We start from the raw sequence: 22,347 nt of genomic DNA, 5'->3' as shown, positions 1-22,347 counted from the left end.
GGCTTTGAACACCAACACTTCGCCGGTGCTCAGCGTGACGGTCAGCGGCTTGTCGATGACCTTGTTCAGGCTAACAGTGAAGGTCGGCGCAGTGGCTTCGTTCACCGAGGCCACGACTGGCGTGATGCTGACCTTGATCAGGTTGCCGGCGCCATTCGGGTCATCGCTGACCGTGGTGGTGACCGGTTTCGGATCGGCTATCAGGTTCTCGAACTTCAGGTCACCGGTGACAGCGATGTCGGTGATGGCCTTGGTGATCGATGGCTGGCCGCCTACGTACAGGTCGTTCGGCGCCGTGACGAAGGCAGTGCCGGTAGCGGAGCCTGCCGGGATGGTCACGGTGGTGCCACCGGTCAGGGTGACGGTTACGCCGCCGTGGCCAGTGACTGGCAGCTTGCTGTCTTCGCTGATCAGGGTGACGGTGTAGGTGATCTTGCCGCCTTCGACCACGGCGGTGTTATCCACCGACAGCACGGCCGTGACCTTGCTGAGGGTGTCCGTGACCTGCACGGTAGCCGGGTCGCCGATGACCAGGTTTTCCAGTGCTGGGCCTGGGACGGAGGCACCATCGATGCTGACGGTGATCTTGCCCTTGTCGATGAACACGTCATCGCCCTGCGCAGGCGCAGAGATGGTCTTGGTGGTTTCGCCTGCGGCAAAGACCACGGTCTCACCGGTGCTCAGCAGCACGGTCAGTGGTTTGTCGATGGCCTGGTTCAAGGTAACGGTGAAGGTCGGCGCAGTGGCTTCGTTCACCGAGTCCACGACTGGCGTGATGCTGACCTTGACCAGGTTGCCGGTACCGTTCGGGTCATCGCTGACCGTGGTGGTGACCGGGGTCGTGTCAGGCACCAGGTTTTCGAACTTCTCGGTACCCGCTACCGAAATATCGGTAATCGCCTTGGTGATGGCGTCCTGACCGCCTACATACAGGTCGTTCGGCGCATCGATGGACACGGTGCCGGTGGCGGAACCTGGGTTGATGACGACCTGAGTACCACCAGTCAAGGTCACGGTGATGCCACCGTGGCCAGTCACTGGCAAGTTGGTGTCTTCACTCACCAAGGTCACGGTGTAAGTGATCTTGCCGCCTTCGACCACAGCGGTGTTGTCTACCGACAGTACCGCGTTGACCTTGCTGAGGGTGTCCGAGACCTGCACGGTGGCAGGGTCGCCGATGACCAGGTTTTCCAGCGCTGGGCCCGGGACGGAGGCACCATCGATGCTGACGGTGATCTTGCCGTTGTCGATGAACACGTCATCGCCCTGCGCAGGCGCAGAGATGGTCTTGGTGGTTTCGCCTGCGGCAAAGACCACGGTCTCACCGGTGCTCAGCAGCACGGTCAGTGGTTTGTCGATGGCCTGGTTCAAGGTAACGGTGAAGGTCGGCGCAGTGGCTTCGTTCACCGAGTCCACGACTGGCGTGATGCTGACCTTGACCAGGTTGCCGGTACCGTTCGGGTCATCGCTGACCGTGGTGGTGACCGGGGTCGTGTCAGGCACCAGGTTTTCGAACTTCTCGGTACCCGCTACCGAAATATCGGTAATCGCCTTGGTGATGGCGTCCTGACCGCCTACATACAGGTCGTTCGGCGCATCGATGGACACGGTGCCGGTGGCGGAACCTGGGTTGATGACGACCTGAGTACCACCAGTCAAGGTCACGGTGATGCCACCGTGGCCAGTCACTGGCAAGTTGGTGTCTTCACTCACCAAGGTCACGGTGTAAGTGATCTTGCCGCCTTCGACCACAGCGGTGTTATCCACCGACAGCACGGCCGTGACCTTGCTGAGGGTGTCCGAGACCTGAACGGTGGCCGGGTCGCCGATCACCAGGTTTTCCAGCGCTGGGCCCGGGACGGAGGCACCATCGATGCTGACGGTGATCTTGCCGTTGTCGATGAACACGTCATCGCCCTGCGCAGGCGCAGAGATGGTCTTGGTGGTTTCGCCTGCGGCAAAGACCACGGTCTCACCGGTGCTCAGCAGCACGGTCAGTGGTTTGTCGATGGCCTGGTTCAAGGTAACGGTGAAGGTCGGCGCAGTGGCTTCGTTCACCGAGTCCACGACTGGCGTGATGCTGACCTTGACCAGGTTGCCGGTACCGTTCGGGTCATCGCTGACCGTGGTGGTGACCGGGGTCGTGTCAGGCACCAGGTTTTCGAACTTCTCGGTACCCGCTACCGAAATATCGGTAATCGCCTTGGTGATGGCGTCCTGACCGCCTACATACAGGTCGTTCGGCGCATCGATGGACACGGTGCCGGTGGCGGAACCTGGGTTGATGACGACCTGAGTACCACCAGTCAAGGTCACGGTGATGCCACCGTGGCCAGTCACTGGCAAGTTGGTGTCTTCACTCACCAAGGTCACGGTGTAAGTGATCTTGCCGCCTTCGACCACAGCGGTGTTATCCACCGACAGCACGGCCGTGACCTTGCTGAGGGTGTCCGAGACCTGAACGGTGGCCGGGTCGCCGATCACCAGGTTTTCCAGCGCTGGGCCCGGGACGGAGGCACCATCGATGCTGACGGTGATCTTGCCTTCGTCCTTGAACACGTCCTCGCCCTGCGCTGGTGCAGCGTAGGACTTGGTGGTCTCGCCTGCCGCGAAGGTCAGGGTGGCACCGGTGCTCAGGGTGACGGTGAACGGCTTGTCCAGCGCCTTGTTCAGGCTGATGGTGAAGGTCGGTTCGGTGGCCTCGTTCACGGATATCTGATCGGCCACGATGGTGACCTTGACCAGGTCGCCTTCATTTTCGCCGCCTGGGTTACCTGGGGTACCCGGTTCGTCGGTTACTACGGTGCTGACTTTGGTGCTGCCCAGCTCCAGCTGTTCGAACTGGTCGACGCCTTTGCCGGCGACGTCAGTAAGACCCTGGGTGATGGTCACCGGGTCGTTGACGTAGACGTTGTCCGGCGCAGTCACGGTGGTGCTGCCGACCGATTCACCGGCCTTGATGGTCACGGTGGTGCCATCGGTCAGGGTGAAGGTCAGGCCCTTGTGATTGGTGACTGGCAGGGTCGGGTCTGCGCTGACCAGGGTCACGGTATAGGTGATCTTGCCGCCTTCGGTGACCGTGGTGTTATCCACCGTGAGTTCGGCAGTGACCGGGCTCTGCGTATCGGTGACGGCCACGGTCGCCGCCTTGCCGATCTCCAGGTTTTCCAGTTGCTCACCGACCACCTCAGCCTTGCTGATGCTGACGGTGATCTTGCCCTCGTCCTTGAACACATCCTCGCCCTGCGCTGGTGCAGCGTAGGACTTGGTGGTCTCGCCTGCCGCGAAGGTCAGGGTTGCACCGGTGCTCAGGGTGACGGTGAACGGCTTGTCCAGCGCCTTGTTCAGGCTGATGGTGAAGGTCGGTTCAGTAGCTTCGTTGACCGAAACCTGATCGGCGACGATGGTGACCTTGACCAGATCGCCTTCGTTTTCACCGCCTGGGTTGCCTGGGGTACCCGGCTCGTCAGTGACAGTGGTGCTGACTTTGGTGCTGCCCAGTTCCAGTTGCTCGAACTGGTCGGCGCCCTTGCCCGAGACGTCGGTCAGACTCTGGGTGATGGTCACCGGATCGTTGACGTAGACGTTGTCTGGTGCGCTGACAGTAACCGAACCAGTAGCTTCGCCGGCTTTGATGGTTACAGTGGTGCCATCGGTCAGGGTGAAAGTCAGGCCCTTGTGATTGGTAACCGGCAGGGTTGGATCTGCGCTGACCAGGGTCACGGTGTAGGTGATCTTGCCGCCTTCGGTCACGGTGGTGTTATCCACCGTGAGTTCGGCAGTGACCGGGCTCTGGGTATCGGTGACGGCCACGGTCGCCGCCTTGCCGATCTCCAGGTTTTCCAGTTGTTCGCCGACCACTTCAGCTTTAGTGATGCTGACGGTGATCTTGCCTTCGTCCTTGAACACGTCCTCGCCCTGCGCTGGTGCAGCGTAGGACTTGGTGGTCTCGCCTGCCGCGAAGGTCAGGGTTGCACCGGTGCTCAGGGTGACGGTGAACGGCTTGTCCAACGCCTTGTTCAGGCTGATGGTGAAGGTCGGTTCAGTAGCTTCGTTGACCGACAGCTGGTCGGCGACGATGGTGACCTTGACCAGGTCGCCTTCGTTCTCGCCGCCTGGGTTACCTGGGGTACCCGGTTCATCGGTTACTACGGTGCTGACTTTGGTGCTGCCCAGCTCCAACTGCTCGAACTGATCGGCGCCTTTGCCGGCGACGTCGGTCAGCCCCTGAGTGATGGTCCCCGGATCGTTGACATAGACGTTGTCTGGAGCAGCCACAGTCGTGCTGCCGACCGACTCACCGGCCTTGATGGTCACGGTGGTGCCATCGGTCAGTGTGAAGGTCAGGCCTTTGTGATTGGTGACTGGCAGGGTCGGGTCTGCGCTGACCAGAGTCACGGTATAGGTGATCTTGCCGCCTTCGGTCACGGTGGTGTTATCCACCGTGAGTTCGGCAGTGACCGGGCTCTGCGTGTCAGTGACGGCCACGGTCGCGGCTTTGCCGATCTCCAGATTTTCCAGTTGCTCGCCGACCACTTCAGCTTTAGTGATGCTGACGGTGATCTTGCCTTCGTCCTTGAACACGTCCTCGCCCTGCGCTGGTGCAGCGTAGGACTTGGTGGTCTCGCCGGCCGCGAAGGTCAGGGTCGCACCGGTGCTCAGGGTCACGGTGAACGGCTTGTCCAGCGCCTTGTTCAGGCTGATGGTGAAGGTCGGTTCAGTAGCTTCGTTGACCGAGACCTGGTCGGCGGTGATGGTGACCTTGACCAGGTCACCTTCATTTTCGCCGTCTGGGTTACCTGGGGTACCCGGTTCGTCGGTTACTACGGTGCTGACTTTGGTGCTGCCCAGCTCCAGTTGCTCGAACTGGTCGGCGCCCTTGCCCGAGACGTCGGTCAGACTCTGGGTGATGGTCACCGGATCGTTGACGTAGACGTTGTCTGGTGCGCTGACAGTAACCGAACCAGTAGCTTCGCCGGCTTTGATGGTTACAGTGGTGCCATCGGTCAGGGTGAAAGTCAGGCCCTTGTGATTGGTAACCGGCAGGGTTGGATCTGCGCTGACCAGGGTCACGGTGTAGGTGATCTTGCCGCCTTCGGTGACGGTGGTGTTATCCACAGTGAGTTCGGCAGTGACCGGGCTCTGCGTATCGGTGACGGCCACGGTCGCGGCTTTGCCGATCTGCAGGTTTTCCAGCTGCTCACCGACCACCTCAGCTTTAGTGATGCTGACGGTGATCTTGCCTTCGTCCTTGAACACGTCCTCGCCCTGCGCTGGTGCAGCGTAGGACTTGGTGGTCTCGCCTGCCGCGAAGGTCAGGGTGGCACCGGTGCTCAGGGTCACGGTGAACGGTTTGTCCAACGCCTTGTTCAGGCTGATGGTGAAGGTCGGCTCGGTGGCCTCGTTCACGGATACCTGATCGGCCACGATGGTGACCTTGACCAGATCGCCTTCGTTTTCACCGCCTGGGTTGCCTGGGGTACCCGGCTCGTCAGTGACAGTGGTGCTGACTTTGGTGCTGCCCAGTTCCAGTTGCTCGAACTGGTCGGCGCCCTTGCCCGAGACGTCGGTCAGACCCTGAGTGATGGTCACCGGATCATTGACATAGACGTTGTCTGGTGCGCTGACAGTAACCGAACCAGTAGCTTCGCCAGCTTTGATGGTCACGGTGGTGCCATCGGTCAGGGTGAAGGTCAGGCCTTTGTGATTGGTAACCGGCAGGGTTGGATCTGCGCTGACCAGGGTCACGGTGTAGGTGATCTTGCCGCCTTCGGTGACGGTGGTGTTATCCACAGTGAGTTCGGCAGTGACCGGGCTCTGCGTATCGGTGACGGCCACGGTCGCGGCTTTGCCGATCTGCAGGTTTTCCAGCTGCTCACCGACCACCTCAGCTTTAGTGATGCTGACGGTGATCTTGCCTTCGTCCTTGAACACGTCCTCGCCCTGCGCTGGTGCAGCGTAGGACTTGGTGGTCTCGCCGGCCGCGAAGGTCAGGGTGGCACCGGTGCTCAGGGTCACGGTGAACGGTTTGTCCAACGCCTTGTTCAGGCTGATGGTGAAGGTCGGCTCGGTGGCCTCGTTCACGGATACCTGATCGGCCACGATGGTGACCTTGACCAGATCGCCTTCGTTTTCACCGCCTGGGTTGCCTGGGGTACCCGGCTCGTCAGTGACAGTGGTGCTGACTTTGGTGCTGCCCAGTTCCAGTTGCTCGAACTGGTCGGCGCCCTTGCCCGAGACGTCGGTCAGACCCTGAGTGATGGTCACCGGATCATTGACATAGACGTTGTCTGGTGCGCTGACAGTAACCGAACCAGTAGCTTCGCCAGCTTTGATGGTCACGGTGGTGCCATCGGTCAGGGTGAAGGTCAGGCCTTTGTGATTGGTAACCGGCAGGGTTGGATCTGCGCTGACCAGGGTCACGGTGTAGGTGATCTTGCCGCCTTCGGTGACGGTGGTGTTATCCACAGTGAGTTCGGCAGTGACCGGGCTCTGCGTATCGGTGACGGCCACGGTCGCGGCTTTGCCGATCTGCAGGTTTTCCAGCTGCTCACCGACCACCTCAGCTTTAGTGATGCTGACGGTGATCTTGCCTTCGTCCTTGAACACGTCCTCGCCCTGCGCTGGTGCAGCGTAGGACTTGGTGGTCTCGCCGGCCGCGAAGGTCAGGGTCGCACCAGTGCTCAGGGTGACGGTGAACGGCTTGTCCAGCGCCTTGTTCAGGCTGATGGTGAAGGTCGGTTCAGTAGCTTCGTTGACCGAGACCTGGTCGGCGGTGATGGTGACCTTGACCAGGTCACCTTCATTTTCGCCGTCTGGGTTACCTGGGGTACCCGGTTCGTCGGTTACTACGGTGCTGACTTTGGTGCTGCCCAGCTCCAGTTGCTCGAACTGGTCGGCGCCCTTGCCCGAGACGTCGGTCAGACCCTGGGTGATGGTCACCGGATCGTTGACGTAGACGTTGTCTGGTGCGCTGACAGTAACCGAACCAGTAGCTTCGCCGGCTTTGATGGTTACAGTGGTGCCATCGGTCAGGGTGAAAGTCAGGCCCTTGTGATTGGTAACCGGCAGGGTTGGATCTGCGCTGACCAGGGTCACGGTGTAGGTGATCTTGCCGCCTTCGGTGACGGTGGTGTTATCCACAGTGAGTTCGGCAGTGACCGGGCTCTGCGTATCGGTGACGGCCACGGTCGCGGCTTTGCCGATCTGCAGGTTTTCCAGCTGCTCACCGACCACCTCAGCTTTAGTGATGCTGACGGTGATCTTGCCTTCGTCCTTGAACACGTCCTCGCCCTGCGCTGGTGCAGCGTAGGACTTGGTGGTCTCGCCTGCCGCGAAGGTCAGGGTGGCACCGGTGCTCAGGGTCACGGTGAACGGTTTGTCCAACGCCTTGTTCAGGCTGATGGTGAAGGTCGGCTCGGTGGCCTCGTTCACGGATACCTGATCGGCCACGATGGTGACCTTGACCAGATCGCCTTCGTTTTCACCGCCTGGGTTGCCTGGGGTACCCGGCTCGTCAGTGACAGTGGTGCTGACTTTGGTGCTGCCCAGTTCCAGTTGCTCGAACTGGTCGGCGCCCTTGCCCGAGACGTCGGTCAGACCCTGAGTGATGGTCACCGGATCATTGACATAGACGTTGTCTGGTGCGCTGACAGTAACCGAACCAGTAGCTTCGCCAGCTTTGATGGTCACGGTGGTGCCATCGGTCAGGGTGAAGGTCAGGCCTTTGTGATTGGTAACCGGCAGGGTTGGATCTGCGCTGACCAGGGTCACGGTGTAGGTGATCTTGCCGCCTTCGGTGACGGTGGTGTTATCCACAGTGAGTTCGGCAGTGACCGGGCTCTGCGTATCGGTGACGGCCACGGTAGCGGCTTTGCCGATCTCCAGGTTTTCCAGTTGTTCGCCGACCACCTCAGCCTTGCTGATGCTGACGGTGATCTTGCCCTCGTCCTTGAACACGTCCTCGCCCTGCGCCGAAGCGGCGTAGGACTTGGTGGTCTCGCCTGCCGCGAAGGTCAGGGTGGCACCGGTGCTCAGGGTGACGGTGAACGGCTTGTCCAGCGCCTTGTTCAGGCTGATGGTAAAGGTCGGTTCGGTCGCTTCGTTGACCGAAACCTGATCGGCGGTGATGCTGACTTTGACCAGGTCGCCTTCGCCAGATGGCTCATCGGTGACTTCGGTGCTGACTTTGGTTGCGCCCAGTTCGAGCTGCTCGAACTGATCGGCGCCTTTGCCGGCGACGTCAGTGAGACCCTGGGTGATGGTCACCGGGTCGTTGACATAGACGTTGTCTGGAGCAGTCACAGTCGTGCTGCCGACCGATTCACCCGCCTTGATGGTCACGGTGGTGCCATCGGTCAGGGTAAAGGTCAGGCCTTTGTGGTTGGTGACTGGCAGGGTTGGATCTGCGCTGACCAGAGTCACGGTGTAGGTGATCTTGCCGCCTTCGGTGACGGTGGTGTTATCCACAGTGAGTTCGGCAGTGACCGGGCTCTGCGTATCGGTGACGGCCACGGTCGCCGCCTTGCCGATCTGCAGGTTTTCCAGTTGTTCGCCGACCACTTCAGCCTTGCTGATGCTGACGGTGATCTTGCCTTCGTCCTTGAACACGTCCTCGCCCTGCGCTGGTGCAGCGTAGGATTTGGTGGTCTCGCCTGCCGCGAAGGTCAGGGTGGCACCGGTGCTCAGGGTGACGGTGAACGGCTTCTCCAGCGCCTTGTTCAGGCTGATGGTGAAGGTCGGTTCAGTAGCTTCGTCGACCGAAACCTGATCGGCGGTGATGCTGACTTTGACCAGGTCGCCTTCGCCAGATGGCTCATCGGTGACTTGGGTGCTGACTTTGGTAGCGCCCAGCTCCAGTTGTTCGAACTGATCGGCGCCTTTGCCGGCGACGTCAGTAAGACCCTGGGTGATGGTCACCGGGTCGTTGACGTAGACGTTGTCCGGCGCAGTCACGGTGGTGCTGCCGACCGATTCACCGGCCTTGATGGTCACGGTGGTGCCATCAGTCAGGGTGAAGGTCAGGCCTTTGTGGTTGGTGACTGGCAGGGTTGGATCTGCGCTGACCAGGGTCACGGTGTAGGTGAGCTTGCCGCCTTCGGTGACGGTGGTGTTATCCACAGTGAGTTCGGCAGTGACCGGGCTCTGCGTATCGGTGACGGCCACGGTAGCGGCTTTGCCGATCTCCAGGTTTTCCAGTTGCTCACCGACCACCTCAGCCTTGCTGATGCTGACGGTGATCTTGCCCTCGTCCTTGAACACATCCTCGCCCTGCGCTGGTGCAGCGTAGGACTTGGTGGTCTCGCCTGCCGCGAAGGTCAGGGTTGCACCGGTGCTCAGGGTGACGGTGAACGGCTTGTCCAGCGCCTTGTTCAGGCTGATGGTGAAGGTCGGTTCAGTAGCTTCGTTGACCGAAACCTGATCGGCGACGATGGTGACCTTGACCAGATCGCCTTCGTTTTCACCGCCTGGGTTGCCTGGGGTACCCGGCTCGTCAGTGACAGTGGTGCTGACTTTGGTGCTGCCCAGTTCCAGTTGCTCGAACTGGTCGGCGCCCTTGCCCGAGACGTCGGTCAGACTCTGGGTGATGGTGACCGGGTCGTTGACATAGACGTTGTCTGGAGCAGCCACAGTCGTGCTGCCGACCGACTCACCGGCCTTGATGGTCACGGTGGTGCCATCGGTCAGTGTGAAGGTCAGGCCTTTGTGATTGGTGACTGGCAGGGTCGGGTCTGTGCTGACCAGAGTCACGGTATAGGTGATCTTGCCGCCTTCGGTGACGGTGGTGTTATCCACAGTGAGTTCGGCAGTGACCGGGCTCTGCGTGTCAGTGACGGCCACGGTCGCGGCTTTGCCGATCTCCAGATTTTCCAGTTGCTCGCCGACCACTTCAGCTTTAGTGATGCTGACGGTGATCTTGCCTTCGTCCTTGAACACGTCCTCGCCCTGCGCTGGTGCAGCGTAGGACTTGGTGGTCTCGCCTGCCGCGAAGGTCAGGGTGGCACCGGTGCTCAGGGTGACGGTGAACGGCTTGTCCAGCGCCTTGTTCAGGCTGATGGTAAAGGTCGGCTCGGTGGCCTCGTTGACGGATACCTGATCAGCCACGATGGTGACCTTGACCAGGTCGCCTTCGCCAGATGGCTCATCGGTGACTTGGGTGCTGACTTTGGTAGCGCCCAGCTCCAGTTGTTCGAACTGATCGGCGCCTTTGCCGGCGACGTCAGTGAGACCCTGGGTGATGGTCACCGGGTCGTTGACGTAGACGTTGTCCGGCGCAGTTACGGTGGTGCTGCCGACCGATTCACCGGCCTTGATGGTCACGGTGGTGCCATCGGTCAGGGTGAAGGTCAGGCCCTTGTGATTGGTGACTGGCAGGGTTGGATCTGCGCTGACCAGGGTCACGGTGTAGGTGATCTTGCCGCCTTCGGTGACGGTGGTGTTATCCACAGTGAGTTCGGCAGTGACCGGGCTCTGGGTATCGGTGACGGCCACGGTCGCCGCCTTGCCGATCTGCAGGTTTTCCAGTTGTTCGCCGACCACTTCAGCCTTGCTGATGCTGACGGTGATCTTGCCTTCGTCCTTGAACACGTCCTCGCCCTGCGCTGGTGCAGCGTAGGACTTGGTGGTCTCGCCTGCCGCGAAGGTCAGGGTGGCACCGGTGCTCAGGGTGACGGTGAACGGCTTGTCCAACGCCTTGTTCAGGCTGATGGTAAAGGTCGGCTCGGTGGCCTCGTTGACGGATACCTGATCAGCCACGATGGTGACCTTGACCAGGTCGCCTTCGCCAGATGGCTCATCGGTGACTTGGGTGCTGACTTTGGTAGCGCCCAGCTCCAGTTGTTCGAACTGATCGGCGCCTTTGCCGGCGACGTCAGTGAGACCCTGAGTGATGGTCCCCGGATCGTTGACGTAGACGTTGTCTGGAGCAGTCACAGTCGTGCTGCCGACCGACTCACCGGCCTTGATGGTCACGGTGGTGCCATCGGTCAGGGTGAAGGTCAGGCCTTTGTGATTGGTGACTGGCAGGGTCGGGTCTGTGCTGACCAGAGTCACGGTATAGGTGATCTTGCCGCCTTCGGTCACGGTGGTGTTATCCACCGTGAGTTCGGCAGTGACCGGGCTCTGGGTATCGGTGACGGCCACGGTAGCGGCTTTGCCGATCTGCAGGTTTTCCAGTTGCTCACCGACCACCTCAGCCTTGCTGATGCTGACGGTGATCTTGCCTTCGTCCTTGAACACATCCTCGCCCTGCGCTGGTGCAGCGTAGGACTTGGTGGTCTCGCCTGCCGCGAAGGTCAGGGTTGCACCGGTGCTCAGGGTGACGGTGAACGGCTTGTCCAACGCCTTGTTCAGGCTGATGGTGAAGGTCGGCTCGGTGGCCTCGTTGACCGAAACCTGATCGGCGACGATGGTGACCTTGACCAGGTCGCCTTCATTTTCGCCGCCTGGGTTACCTGGGGTACCCGGTTCGTCGGTTACTACGGTGCTGACTTTGGTGCTGCCCAGCTCCAGTTGCTCGAACTGGTCGGCGCCCTTGCCCGAGACGTCGGTCAGACCTTGGGTGATGGTCACCGGATCGTTGACGTAGACGTTGTCTGGAGCAGCCACAGTCGTGCTGCCGACCGACTCACCGGCCTTGATGGTCACGGTGGTGCCATCGGTCAGTGTGAAGGTCAGGCCTTTGTGATTGGTGACTGGCAGGGTCGGGTCTGTGCTGACCAGAGTCACGGTATAGGTGATCTTGCCGCCTTCGGTGACGGTGGTGTTATCCACAGTGAGTTCGGCAGTGACCGGGCTCTGCGTGTCAGTGACGGCCACGGTCGCGGCTTTGCCGATCTCCAGATTTTCCAGTTGCTCGCCGACCACTTCAGCTTTAGTGATGCTGACGGTGATCTTGCCTTCGTCCTTGAACACGTCCTCGCCCTGCGCTGGTGCAGCGTAGGACTTGGTGGTCTCGCCGGCCGCGAAGGTCAGGGTGGCACCGGTGCTCAGGGTGACGGTGAACGGCTTGTCCAACGCCTTGTTCAGGCTGATGGTAAAGGTCGGCTCGGTGGCCTCGTTGACGGATACCTGATCAGCCACGATGGTGACCTTGACCAGGTCGCCTTCGCCAGATGGCTCATCGGTGACTTGGGTGCTGACTTTGGTAGCGCCCAGCTCCAGTTGTTCGAACTGATCGACGCCTTTGCCGGCGACGTCAGTAAGACCCTGGGTGATGGTCACCGGGTCGTTGACGTAGACGTTGTCCGGCGCAGTCACGGTGGTGCTGCCGACCGACTCACCGGCCTTGATGGTCACGGTGGTGCCATCGGTCAGGGTGAAGGTCAGGCCCTTGTGATTGGTGACTGGCAGGGTTGGATCTGCGCTGACCAGAGTCACGGTGTAGGTGATCTTGCCGCCTTCGGTGACGGTGGTGTTATCCACAGTCAGCTCGGCAGTGACCGGGCTCTGGGTATCGGTGACGGCCACGGTCGCGGCTTTGCCGATCTCCAGGTTTTCCAGTTGTTCGCCGACCACTTCAGCCTTGGTGATGCTGACGGTGATCTTGCCTTCGTCCTTGAACACGTCCTCGCCCTGCGCCGAAGCGGCGTAGGACTTGGTGGTCTCGCCTGCCGCGAAGGTCAGGGTGGCACCGGTGCTCAGGGTCACGGTGAACGGCTTGTCCAACGCCTTGTTCAGGCTGATGGTAAAGGTCGGTTCGGTCGCTTCGTTGACCGAAACCTGATCGGCGGTGATGCTGACTTTGACCAGGTCGCCTTCGCCAGATGGCTCATCGGTGACTTGGGTGCTTACTTTGGTAGCGCCCAGCTCCAGTTGTTCGAACTGGTCGGCGCCCTTGCCCGAGACGTCGGTCAGACCTTGGGTGATGGTCACCGGATCATTGACGTAGACGTTGTCTGGCGCGCTTACAGTAACCGAACCAGTAGCTTCGCCGGCTTTGATGGTTACAGTGGTGCCATCGGTCAGGGTGAAAGTCAGGCCCTTGTGATTGGTAACCGGCAGGGTTGGATCTGCGCTGACCAGGGTCACGGTGTAGGTGATCTTGCCGCCTTCGGTGACGGTGGTGTTATCCACAGTGAGTTCGGCAGTGACCGGGCTCTGCGTATCGGTGACGGCCACGGTAGCGGCTTTGCCGATCTCCAGGTTTTCCAGTTGTTCGCCGACCACCTCAGCCTTGCTGATGCTGACGGTGATCTTGCCCTCGTCCTTGAACACGTCCTCGCCCTGCGCTGGTGCAGCGTAGGATTTGGTGGTCTCGCCTGCCGCGAAGGTCAGGGTGGCACCGGTGCTCAGGGTCACGGTGAACGGCTTGTCCAGCGCCTTGTTCAGGCTGATGGTGAAGGTCGGCTCTGTCGCTTCGTTGACCGACACCTGGTCTGCAGTGATGGTGACCTTGACGATGTCGCCTTCGTTGCCTGGGGTACCTGGCTCGTCGGTAACGGTGGTGCTGACCTCGGTCTTGTCCAGGGTCAGGTTCTCGAACTTCCAGGCATCTGCGCCGCTGACCGCTTCGATGGCATTGACCACCGGCTCGTTAGCGCCAACGTAGACGTTGTCCGGTGCGACTGCAGTTGCCGAACCTGTGGTGCTGTTGGCCGGTACAACAACCGTGGTGCCATCAGTCAGCTTGAAGAACAGCTCCGAGTGGTTGTTGATCGGCAGACCGTCTTTGTTGGTCAGCGTCACGGTGTAAGTGATCTCACCGCCTTCGGTCACCGAGGCGGTAGCGGTCAACTTGGCGACAACTTCGTCGATGGTGTCGGTAACTTTTACCGAAGCAGGGTTGCCCAGCTCCAGGTTCTCGAACGCTGCACCGGTGGCATCGACAGCCGATTTGATGCCCAGGCTGATTTCGCCGGCATCCTGGTAAACGTCGTCACCCTGGGCTTCGTGAGCGTACGGCTCGCTCGAAGTCTGACCGGCCTTGATGGTCACAACCGCGTTGTTGCTGAGGGTCACGGTCAGGTCATGCGCCAGCACCGTGTTGATGTGCACGGTGAAGGTCGGTTTGACGTTTTCAGCGACAGACACCTGGTCTGCAGTGATGGTGACCTTGACGATGTCCCCTTCGTTGCCTGGGGTACCTGGTTCGTCGGTAACGGTGGTGCTGACCTCGGTCTTGTCCAGGGTCAGGTTCTCGAACTTCCACGCATCCGCGCCGCTGACCGCTTCGATGGCATTGACCACCGGCTCGTTAGCGCCAACGTAGACGTTGTCCGGTGCGACTGCAGTTGCCGAGCCTGTGGTGCTGTTGGCCGGTACAACAACCGTGGTGCCATCAGTCAGCTTGAAGAACAGCTCCGAGTGGTTGTTGATCGGCAGACCATCTTTGTTGGTCAGCGTCACGGTGTAAGTGATCTCACCGCCTTCGGTGACCGAAGCCGTAGCAGTCAACTTGGCGACAACTTCGTCGATGGTGTCGGTAACTTTTACCGAAGCAGGGTTGCCCAGCTCCAGGTTCTCGAACGCTGCACCGGTGGCATCGACAGCCGATTTGATGCCCAGGCTGATTTCGCCGGCATCCTGGTAAACGTCGTCACCCTGGGCTTCGTGAGCGTACGGCTCGCTCGAAGTCTGACCGGCCTTGATGGTCACAACCGCGTTGTTGCTGAGGGTCACGGTCAGGTCATGCGCCAGCACCGTGTTGATGTGCACGGTGAAGGTCGGTTTGACGTTTTCAGCGACAGACACCTGGTCTGCAGTGATGGTGACCTTGACGATGTCCCCTTCGTTGCCTGGGGTACCTGGTTCGTCGGTAACGGTGGTGCTGACCTCGGTCTTGTCCAGGGTCAGGTTCTCGAACTTCCACGCATCCGCGCCGCTGACCGCTTCGATGGCATTGACCACCGGCTCGTTAGCGCCAACGTAGACGTTGTCCGGTGCGACTGCAGTTGCCGAGCCTGTGGTGCTGTTGGCCGGTACAACAACCGTGGTGCCATCAGTCAGCTTGAAGAACAGCTCCGAGTGGTTGTTGATCGGCAGACCATCTTTGTTGGTCAGCGTCACGGTGTAAGTGATCTCACCGCCTTCGGTGACCGAAGCCGTAGCAGTCAACTTGGCGACAACTTCGTCGATGGTGTCGGTAACTTTTACCGAAGCAGGGTTGCCCAGCTCCAGGTTCTCGAACGCTGCACCGGTGGCATCGACAGCCGATTTGATGCCCAGGCTGATTTCGCCGGCATCCTGGTAAACGTCGTCACCCTGGGCTTCGTGAGCGTATGGCTCGCTCGAAGTCTGACCAGCCTTGATGGTCACAACCGCGTTGTTGCTGAGGGTCACGGTCAGGTCATGCGCCAGCACGGTGTTGATGTGCACGGTGAAGGTCGGTTTGACGTTCTCGGCAACCGACACCTGGTCTGCAGTGATGGTGACCTTGACGATGTCGCCTTCGTTGCCTGGGGTACCTGGTTCGTCGGTAACGGTGGTGCTGACCTCGGTCTTGTCCAGGGTCAGGTTCTCGAACTTCCACGCATCCGCGCCGCTGACCGCTTCGATGGCGTTGACCACCGGCTCGTTAGTGCCCACATAGACGTTGTCCGGTGCGACTGCAGTTGCAGAACCTGTGGTGCTGTTGGCCGGCACGACAACCGTGGTGCCATCAGTCAGCTTGAAGAACAGCTCCGAATGGTTGTTGATCGGCAGACCATCTTTGTTGGTCAGCGTCACGGTGTAGGTGATCTCGCCGCCTTCGTTCACCGAGGCGGTAGCGGTCAACTTGGCGACAACTTCGTCGATGGTGTCGGTAACTTTTACCGAAGCAGGGTTGCCCAGCTCCAGGTTCTCGAACGCTGCACCAGTGGCATCGACAGCCGATTTGATGCCCAGGCTGATTTCGCCGGCATCCTGGTAAACGTCGTCACCCTGGGCTTCGTGAGCGTACGGCTCGCTCGAAGTCTGACCAGCCTTGATGGTCACAACCGCGTTGTTGCTCAGGGTCACGGTCAGGTCATGCGCCAGCACGGTGTTGATGTGCACGGTGAAGGTCGGTTTGACGTTCTCGGCAACCGACACCTGGTCTGCAGTGATGGTGACCTTGACGATGTCGCCTTCGTTGCCCGGGGTACCTGGTTCGTCGGTAACGGTGGTGCTGACCTCAGTCTTGTCCAGGGTCAGGTTCTCGAACTTCCAGGCATCTGCGCCGCTGACCGCTTCGATGGCGTTGACCACGGGCTCGTTAGCGCCTACATACACGTTGTCTGGAGCAGTAACGGTGATCGAGCCAGTGGTGCTGTTGGCGGGCACAACAACCGTGGTGCCATCAGTCAGCTTGAAGAACAGCTCCGAGTGGTTGTTGATCGGCAGACCATCTTTGTTGGTCAGCGTGATGGTGTAGGTGATCTCGCCGCCTTCGTTCACCGAAGGCGTGGCAGTCAGTTTGGCTACCACTTCGTTGATGGTGTCGGTAACTTTTACCGACGCATCACCGCCAAACTGCAGGTTCTCGAAAACGGTGCCCTTGGCGTCTTCGGCGGTCTTGATACCCAGGCTGATTTCGCCGGCATCCTGGTAGACGTCGTCACCCTGCGCATCGTGGGTGTACTGCACGCTGGTCTCGCCAGCCTTGATGATGACCTGGGCGTTGTTGCTCAGCGTCACAACCAGGTCGTTGGCCAATGCAGTGTTGATGTGCACGGTGAAGGTCGGCTTCACATTCTCGGCGACCGATACCTGGTCAGCCGTGATGGTGACCTTGACGATGTCACCTTCGTTGCCTGGGGTACCTGGTTCGTCGGTAACGGTGGTGCTGACCTCGGTCTTGTCCAGGGTCAGGTTCTCGAACTTCCACGCATCCGCGCCGCTGACCGCTTCGATGGCATTGACCACCGGCTCGTTAGCGCCAACGTAGACGTTGTCCGGTGCGACTGCAGTTGCCGAACCTGTGGTGCTGTTGGCCGGTACAACAACCGTGGTGCCATCAGTCAGCTTGAAGAACAGCTCCGAGTGGTTGTTGATCGGCAGACCATCTTTGTTGGTCAGCGTCACGGTGTAAGTGATCTCGCCGCCTTCGGTCACCGAGGCGGTAGCGGTCAACTTGGCGACAACTTCGTCGATGGTGTCGGTAACTTTTACCGAAGCAGGGTTGCCCAGCTCCAGGTTCTCGAAAGCGGTGCCCTTGGCGTCTTCGGCGGTCTTGATACCCAGGCTGATTTCGCCGGCATCCTGGTAGACGTCGTCACCCTGCGCATCGTGGGTGTACTGCACGCTGGTCTCGCCAGCCTTGATGATGACCTGGGCGTTGTTGCTCAGCGTCACAACCAGGTCGTTGGCCAATGCAGTGTTGATGTGCACGGTGAAGGTCGGCTTCACATTCTCGGCGACCGATACCTGGTCAGCCGTGATGGTGACCTTGACGATGTCACCTTCGTTGCCTGGGGTACCTGGTTCGTCGGTAACGGTGGTGCTGACCTCGGTCTTGTCCAGGGTCAGGTTCTCGAACTTCCACGCATCCGCGCCGCTGACCGCTTCGATGGCGTTGACCACGGGCTCGTTAGCGCCCACATACACGTTGTCTGGAGCAGTAACGGTGATCGAGCCAGTAGTGCTGTTGGCCGGTACAACAACCGTGGTGCCATCGGTCAGTTTGAAGAACAGCTCCGAATGGTTGTTGATCGGCAGACCGTCTTTGTTGGTTAGCGTCACGGTGTAAGTGATCTCACCGCCTTCGGTCACCGAGGCGGTAGCGGTCAACTTGGCGACAACTTCGTCGATGGTGTCGGTAACTTTTACCGAGGCAGGGTTGCCCAGCTCCAGGTTCTCGAACGCTGCACCGGTGGCATCGACAGCCGATTTGATGCCCAGGCTGATTTCGCCGGCATCCTGGTAAACGTCGTCACCCTGGGCTTCGTGAGCGTACGGCTCGCTCGAAGTCTGACCAGCCTTGATGGTCACAACCGCGTTGTTGCTCAGGGTCACGGTCAGGTCATGCGCCAGCACGGTGTTGATGTGCACGGTGAAGGTCGGTTTGACGTTCTCGGCAACCGACACCTGGTCTGCAGTGATGGTGACCTTGACGATGTCGCCTTCGTTGCCCGGGGTACCTGGTTCGTCGGTAACGGTGGTGCTGACCTCAGTCTTGTCCAGGGTCAGGTTCTCGAACTTCCAGGCATCTGCGCCGCTGACCGCTTCGATGGCGTTGACCACGGGCTCGTTAGCGCCCACATACACGTTGTCTGGAGCAGTAACGGTGATCGAGCCAGTGGTGCTGTTGGCGGGAACAACAACCGTGGTGCCATCAGTCAGCTTGAAGAACAGCTCCGAGTGGTTGTTGATCGGCAGACCATCTTTGTTGGTCAGCGTCACGGTGTAAGTGATCTCACCGCCTTCGGTGACCGAAGCCGTAGCAGTCAGCTTGGCCACCACCTCGTCGGTGGTATCAGTCACCTGAACCGAAGCGTCACCGCCCAGCTGCAGATTCTCGAAGGTACGGCCATCGACATCGGCAGCGGACTTGAGGCCCAGGCTGATTTCACCCGAGTCTTTGTAAACGTCGTCACCCTGAGCGTCGTGGGTATACGGGGCGCTGGTCTCGCCGGCCTTGATGGTGACCTGTGCGTTGTTGCTCAGGGTCACGACCAGATCGTGCTCCAGCGGTGCGTTGATATGCACGGTGAAGGTCGGTTTGACGTTCTCGGCGACCGACACCTGGTCAGCGCTGATGGTGACCTTGACCAGATCACCTTCATTGCCTGGCGTACCCGGCTCGTCGGTAACGGTGGTGCTGACCGGAGTCTTGTCCAGGGTCAGTTGTTCGAACTTCCACGCATCTGCCCCGCTGACGTCGGCAATCGCCTTCACGACCGGGTCGTTGCCGCCAGCGTAGACGTTGTCTGCCGCAGTGACGGTGATCGAACCGGTGCTGCTGTTGGCCGGCACCACGACAACCGTCTTGCCGTCGCTCAGGGTGAAGTACAGCGCCGAATGGTTGTTGATCGGCAGGCCGTCCTTGCTGGTCAGCGTGACGGTGTAGGTGATCTCGCCGCCTTCGTTCACCGAAGGCGTGGCAGTCAGTTTGGCTACCACTTCGTTGATGGTGTCGGTAACTTTTACCGACGCATCACCGCCAAACTGCAGGTTCTCGAAAGCGGTGCCCTTGGCGTCTTCGGCGGTCTTGATACCCAGGCTGATTTCGCCGGCATCCTGATAGACGTCGTCACCCTGCGCATCGTGGGTGTACTGCACGCTGGTCTCGCCAGCCTTGATGATGACCTGGGCGTTGTTGCTCAGCGTCACAACCAGGTCGTTGGCCAATGCAGTGTTGATGTGCACGGTGAAGGTCGGCTTCACATTCTCGGCGACCGATACCTGGTCAGCCGTGATGGTGACCTTGACGATGTCACCTTCGTTACCGCCACCCGGGTTTGGATTGCCTGGCGTGCCTGGCTCATCGGTAACCGTGGTGCTGACCGGGGTCTTGTCCAGGGTCAGTTGTTCGAACTTCCACGCATCTGCACCGCTGACGTCGGCAATAGCCTTCACGACCGGGTCGTTGGCGCCAACATACACGTTGTCTGGTGCAGTGACTGTAATTGAGCCGGTGTTGCTGTTGGCGGGTACCACAACAACGGTCTTGCCATCGCTTAGCGTGAAGTACAGCGCCGAGTGGTTATCCACCGGCAGGCCGTCCTCGTTGGTCAGCGTGACGGTATAAGTGATCTCGCCACCTTCGGTTACCGAAGGTGTAGCAGTCAGTCTGGCGACGACTTCACTGATAGTGTCCGAGATTTCAACGGTAGCCGGGCCACCGATGACCAGGTGCTCGAAGGTGGCACCCTGGACAGTGGCGTTGGTGACGCTGAGGGTGAGAGAGCCAGCGTCCTTGATGACATCATCGCCTTGGGCGGAGGCCTTGTATTCGACTTCGGTTTTACCGGCTTCGATAGTCACCTTGTCGCCGTTGGACAGGGTAACAGTCAGTGGACGGTCCAGTGCCTGGCTTACTTTCACTGTGAAGGACGGCTGCTGGTCCTCGGTCACGTTGCCATTGCTGACGATGCTGACGGTGACGGTATCGACACTGTCATTGATGACAGTCGACGCCGGAGTCAGGTTGGGGGTCAGCTGCTCGAAGTTGCCGCCAGTGGCGCTATCGATGGTGACGCTGACGGTGGAACCGTTGTTGTAGACGTCGTTAGCCGGGGTCTGGAAATCGACGCTGCCCTGGGTCTTGCCCGCTTCAACAGTGATGGTCTGGCCGTTGGACAGAGTCACGGTCACCGGCGTCTGAGCAGGGTTGCTCAAAGTCACGGTGTAGGTGATCACGCCGCCTTCGGTCACCGACGGGCTGGCCGTCAGGGTCGCGGTAGTGGTGTCGACCGAATCATTGATCGTGGTTTGAGCAGGGGTCGAATTCGGGGTCAGCTGCTCGAAGTTGCCGCCAGTGGCGTTCTCGATGGTGACGCTGACGGTGGAACCGTTGTTGTAGACGTCGTTAGCCGGGGTCTGGAAGTCGACACTGCCTTGGGTCTTGCCCGCTTCAACAGTGATGGTCTGGCCATTGGACAGGGTCACGGTCACCGGCGTCTGAGCAGGGTTGCTCAGGGTCACGGTGTAGGTGATCACGCCGCCTTCGGTCACACTCGGCGAAGCGGTCAGGGTCGCAGTGGTGTTATCGACCGAATCATTGATCGTGGTTTGAGCAGGGGTCGGGTTCGGGGTCAGCTGCTCGAAGTTGCCGCCAGTGGCGCTATCGATGGTGACGCTGACGGTGGAACCGTTGTTGTAGACGTCATTAGCCGGGGTCTGGAAGTCGACACTGCCTTGGGTCTTGCCCGCTTCAACAGTGATGGTCTGGCCGTTGGACAGGGTCACGGTCACCGGCGTCTGGGCAGGGTTGCTCAGGGTCACGGTGTAGGTGATCACGCCGCCTTCGGTCACCGACGGGCTCGCCGTCAGGGTCGCGGTAGTGGTGTCGACCGAATCATTGATCGTGGTTTGAGCAGGGGTCGGGTTCGGGGTCAGCTGCTCGAAGTTGCCGCCAGTGGCGCTATCGATGGTGACGCTGACGGTGGAACCGTTGTTGTAGACGTCATTAGCCGGGGTCTGGAAGTCGACACTGCCTTGGGTCTTGCCCGCTTCAACAGTGATGGTCTGGCCGTTGGACAGAGTCACGGTCACCGGCGTCTGAGCAGGGTTGCTCAAAGTCACGGTGTAGGTGATCACGCCGCCTTCGGTCACACTCGGCGAAGCGGTCAGGGTCGCAGTGGTGTTATCGACCGAATCATTGATCGTGGTTTGAGCAGGGGTCGGGTTCGGGGTCAGCTGCTCGAAGTTGCCGCCAGTGGCGCTATCGATGGTGACGCTGACGGTGGAACCGTTGTTGTAGACGTCATTAGCCGGGGTCTGGAAGTCGACACTGCCTTGGGTCTTGCCCGCTTCAACAGTGATGGTCTGGCCGTTGGACAGGGTCACGGTCACCGGCGTCTGGGCAGGGTTGCTCAGGGTCACGGTATAGGTGATCACGCCGCCTTCGGTCACGCTTGGCGAGGCGGTCAGTGTCGCGGTGGTGCTGTCGATGGTATCGGTGACCTGGGTAACCGCAGGCGTTTGCGGCAGCGTTACAGTCAACCCACCGCCACCGGTGGCACCTGTCACGGTCGCCGAAATCTGGCCGCCATCGATATAGGGCGTATCGTTCGCCGGCACCACGACGTTGATGCTACCGCTGGTCTGCCCGGCCGGAATGACGATGACGGCACCGTTTGACAGCGTGATTACCAGGCTGGTGGTCGGTGCCTGGCCAACCGTGGCGGTATAGACGATTACGCCACCCGCTTCACTGATAGAAGGCGTGGCGCCAAGAATCAGGTCAGTAGCAACGTTGGTATCTGTGGTCGGCGTAGTCACCAGGTTGTTGCCATTGGTGTCCAGCAGGCCAACCTCTTCACTGTCCAATACCGCAGCGAAGCCCAGCCCGTCAGTCGGGAAGCCAACAGTCGGATCGACCCTGCCTGCGGTTTCTTCAAGCATCACGAAGCTGTGGCCGCCGCCCAGCGCGCCACCACCGCCTGCTGCCGACGGGCCGGCCGCAGTAGCTTCAAGCTCGGTAGTAGGGTCGACACCCGCAGCGATCGCCTGCTGCAGCTCTTCAACCGACGGCGCAGCCTGTGCGGTGGCCTGGCTCAGGTCGGTGCTGCTGTCGGGAGCATCGGCACTCCACTGGGTGTCACGGCCAAGGTCAAGCAGACGGCCATCAGCCAGTTCCAAAGTAACTGCGCCACCAGGGCCAGTGAGGACCTCCTCACCGGACAACAGACGGTCACCCTCGATGAGCACACGGCGGATGCCTTCTGGGGATACCGCAATAACCTGGCCGACAATACTTTTGACGATGGCTACAACGCTGCTCAT

Annotated in this window: 1 protein-coding gene (running past one end of the window); it reads right to left on the bottom strand. The window is 60.2% G+C overall.

Annotation, left to right across the window (positions count from 1 at the left end; translation table 11 throughout):
* Positions 1-22,347, bottom strand: partial view of an immunoglobulin-like domain-containing protein gene (locus AC5O5R_RS00680; protein ID WP_494514888.1) — the 5' portion only. It extends 5,127 nt beyond the left edge of the window; the window shows 22,347 of its 27,474 coding nt (coding positions 1-22,347); its start codon is at positions 22,345-22,347; the stop codon falls past the left edge of the window.

Source organism: Pseudomonas sp. 8_5_2 (genome assembly GCF_059295255.1).
Note: the sequence above shows the minus strand (reverse complement) of the source record. Positions and strands in the feature narration are given on the sequence as shown.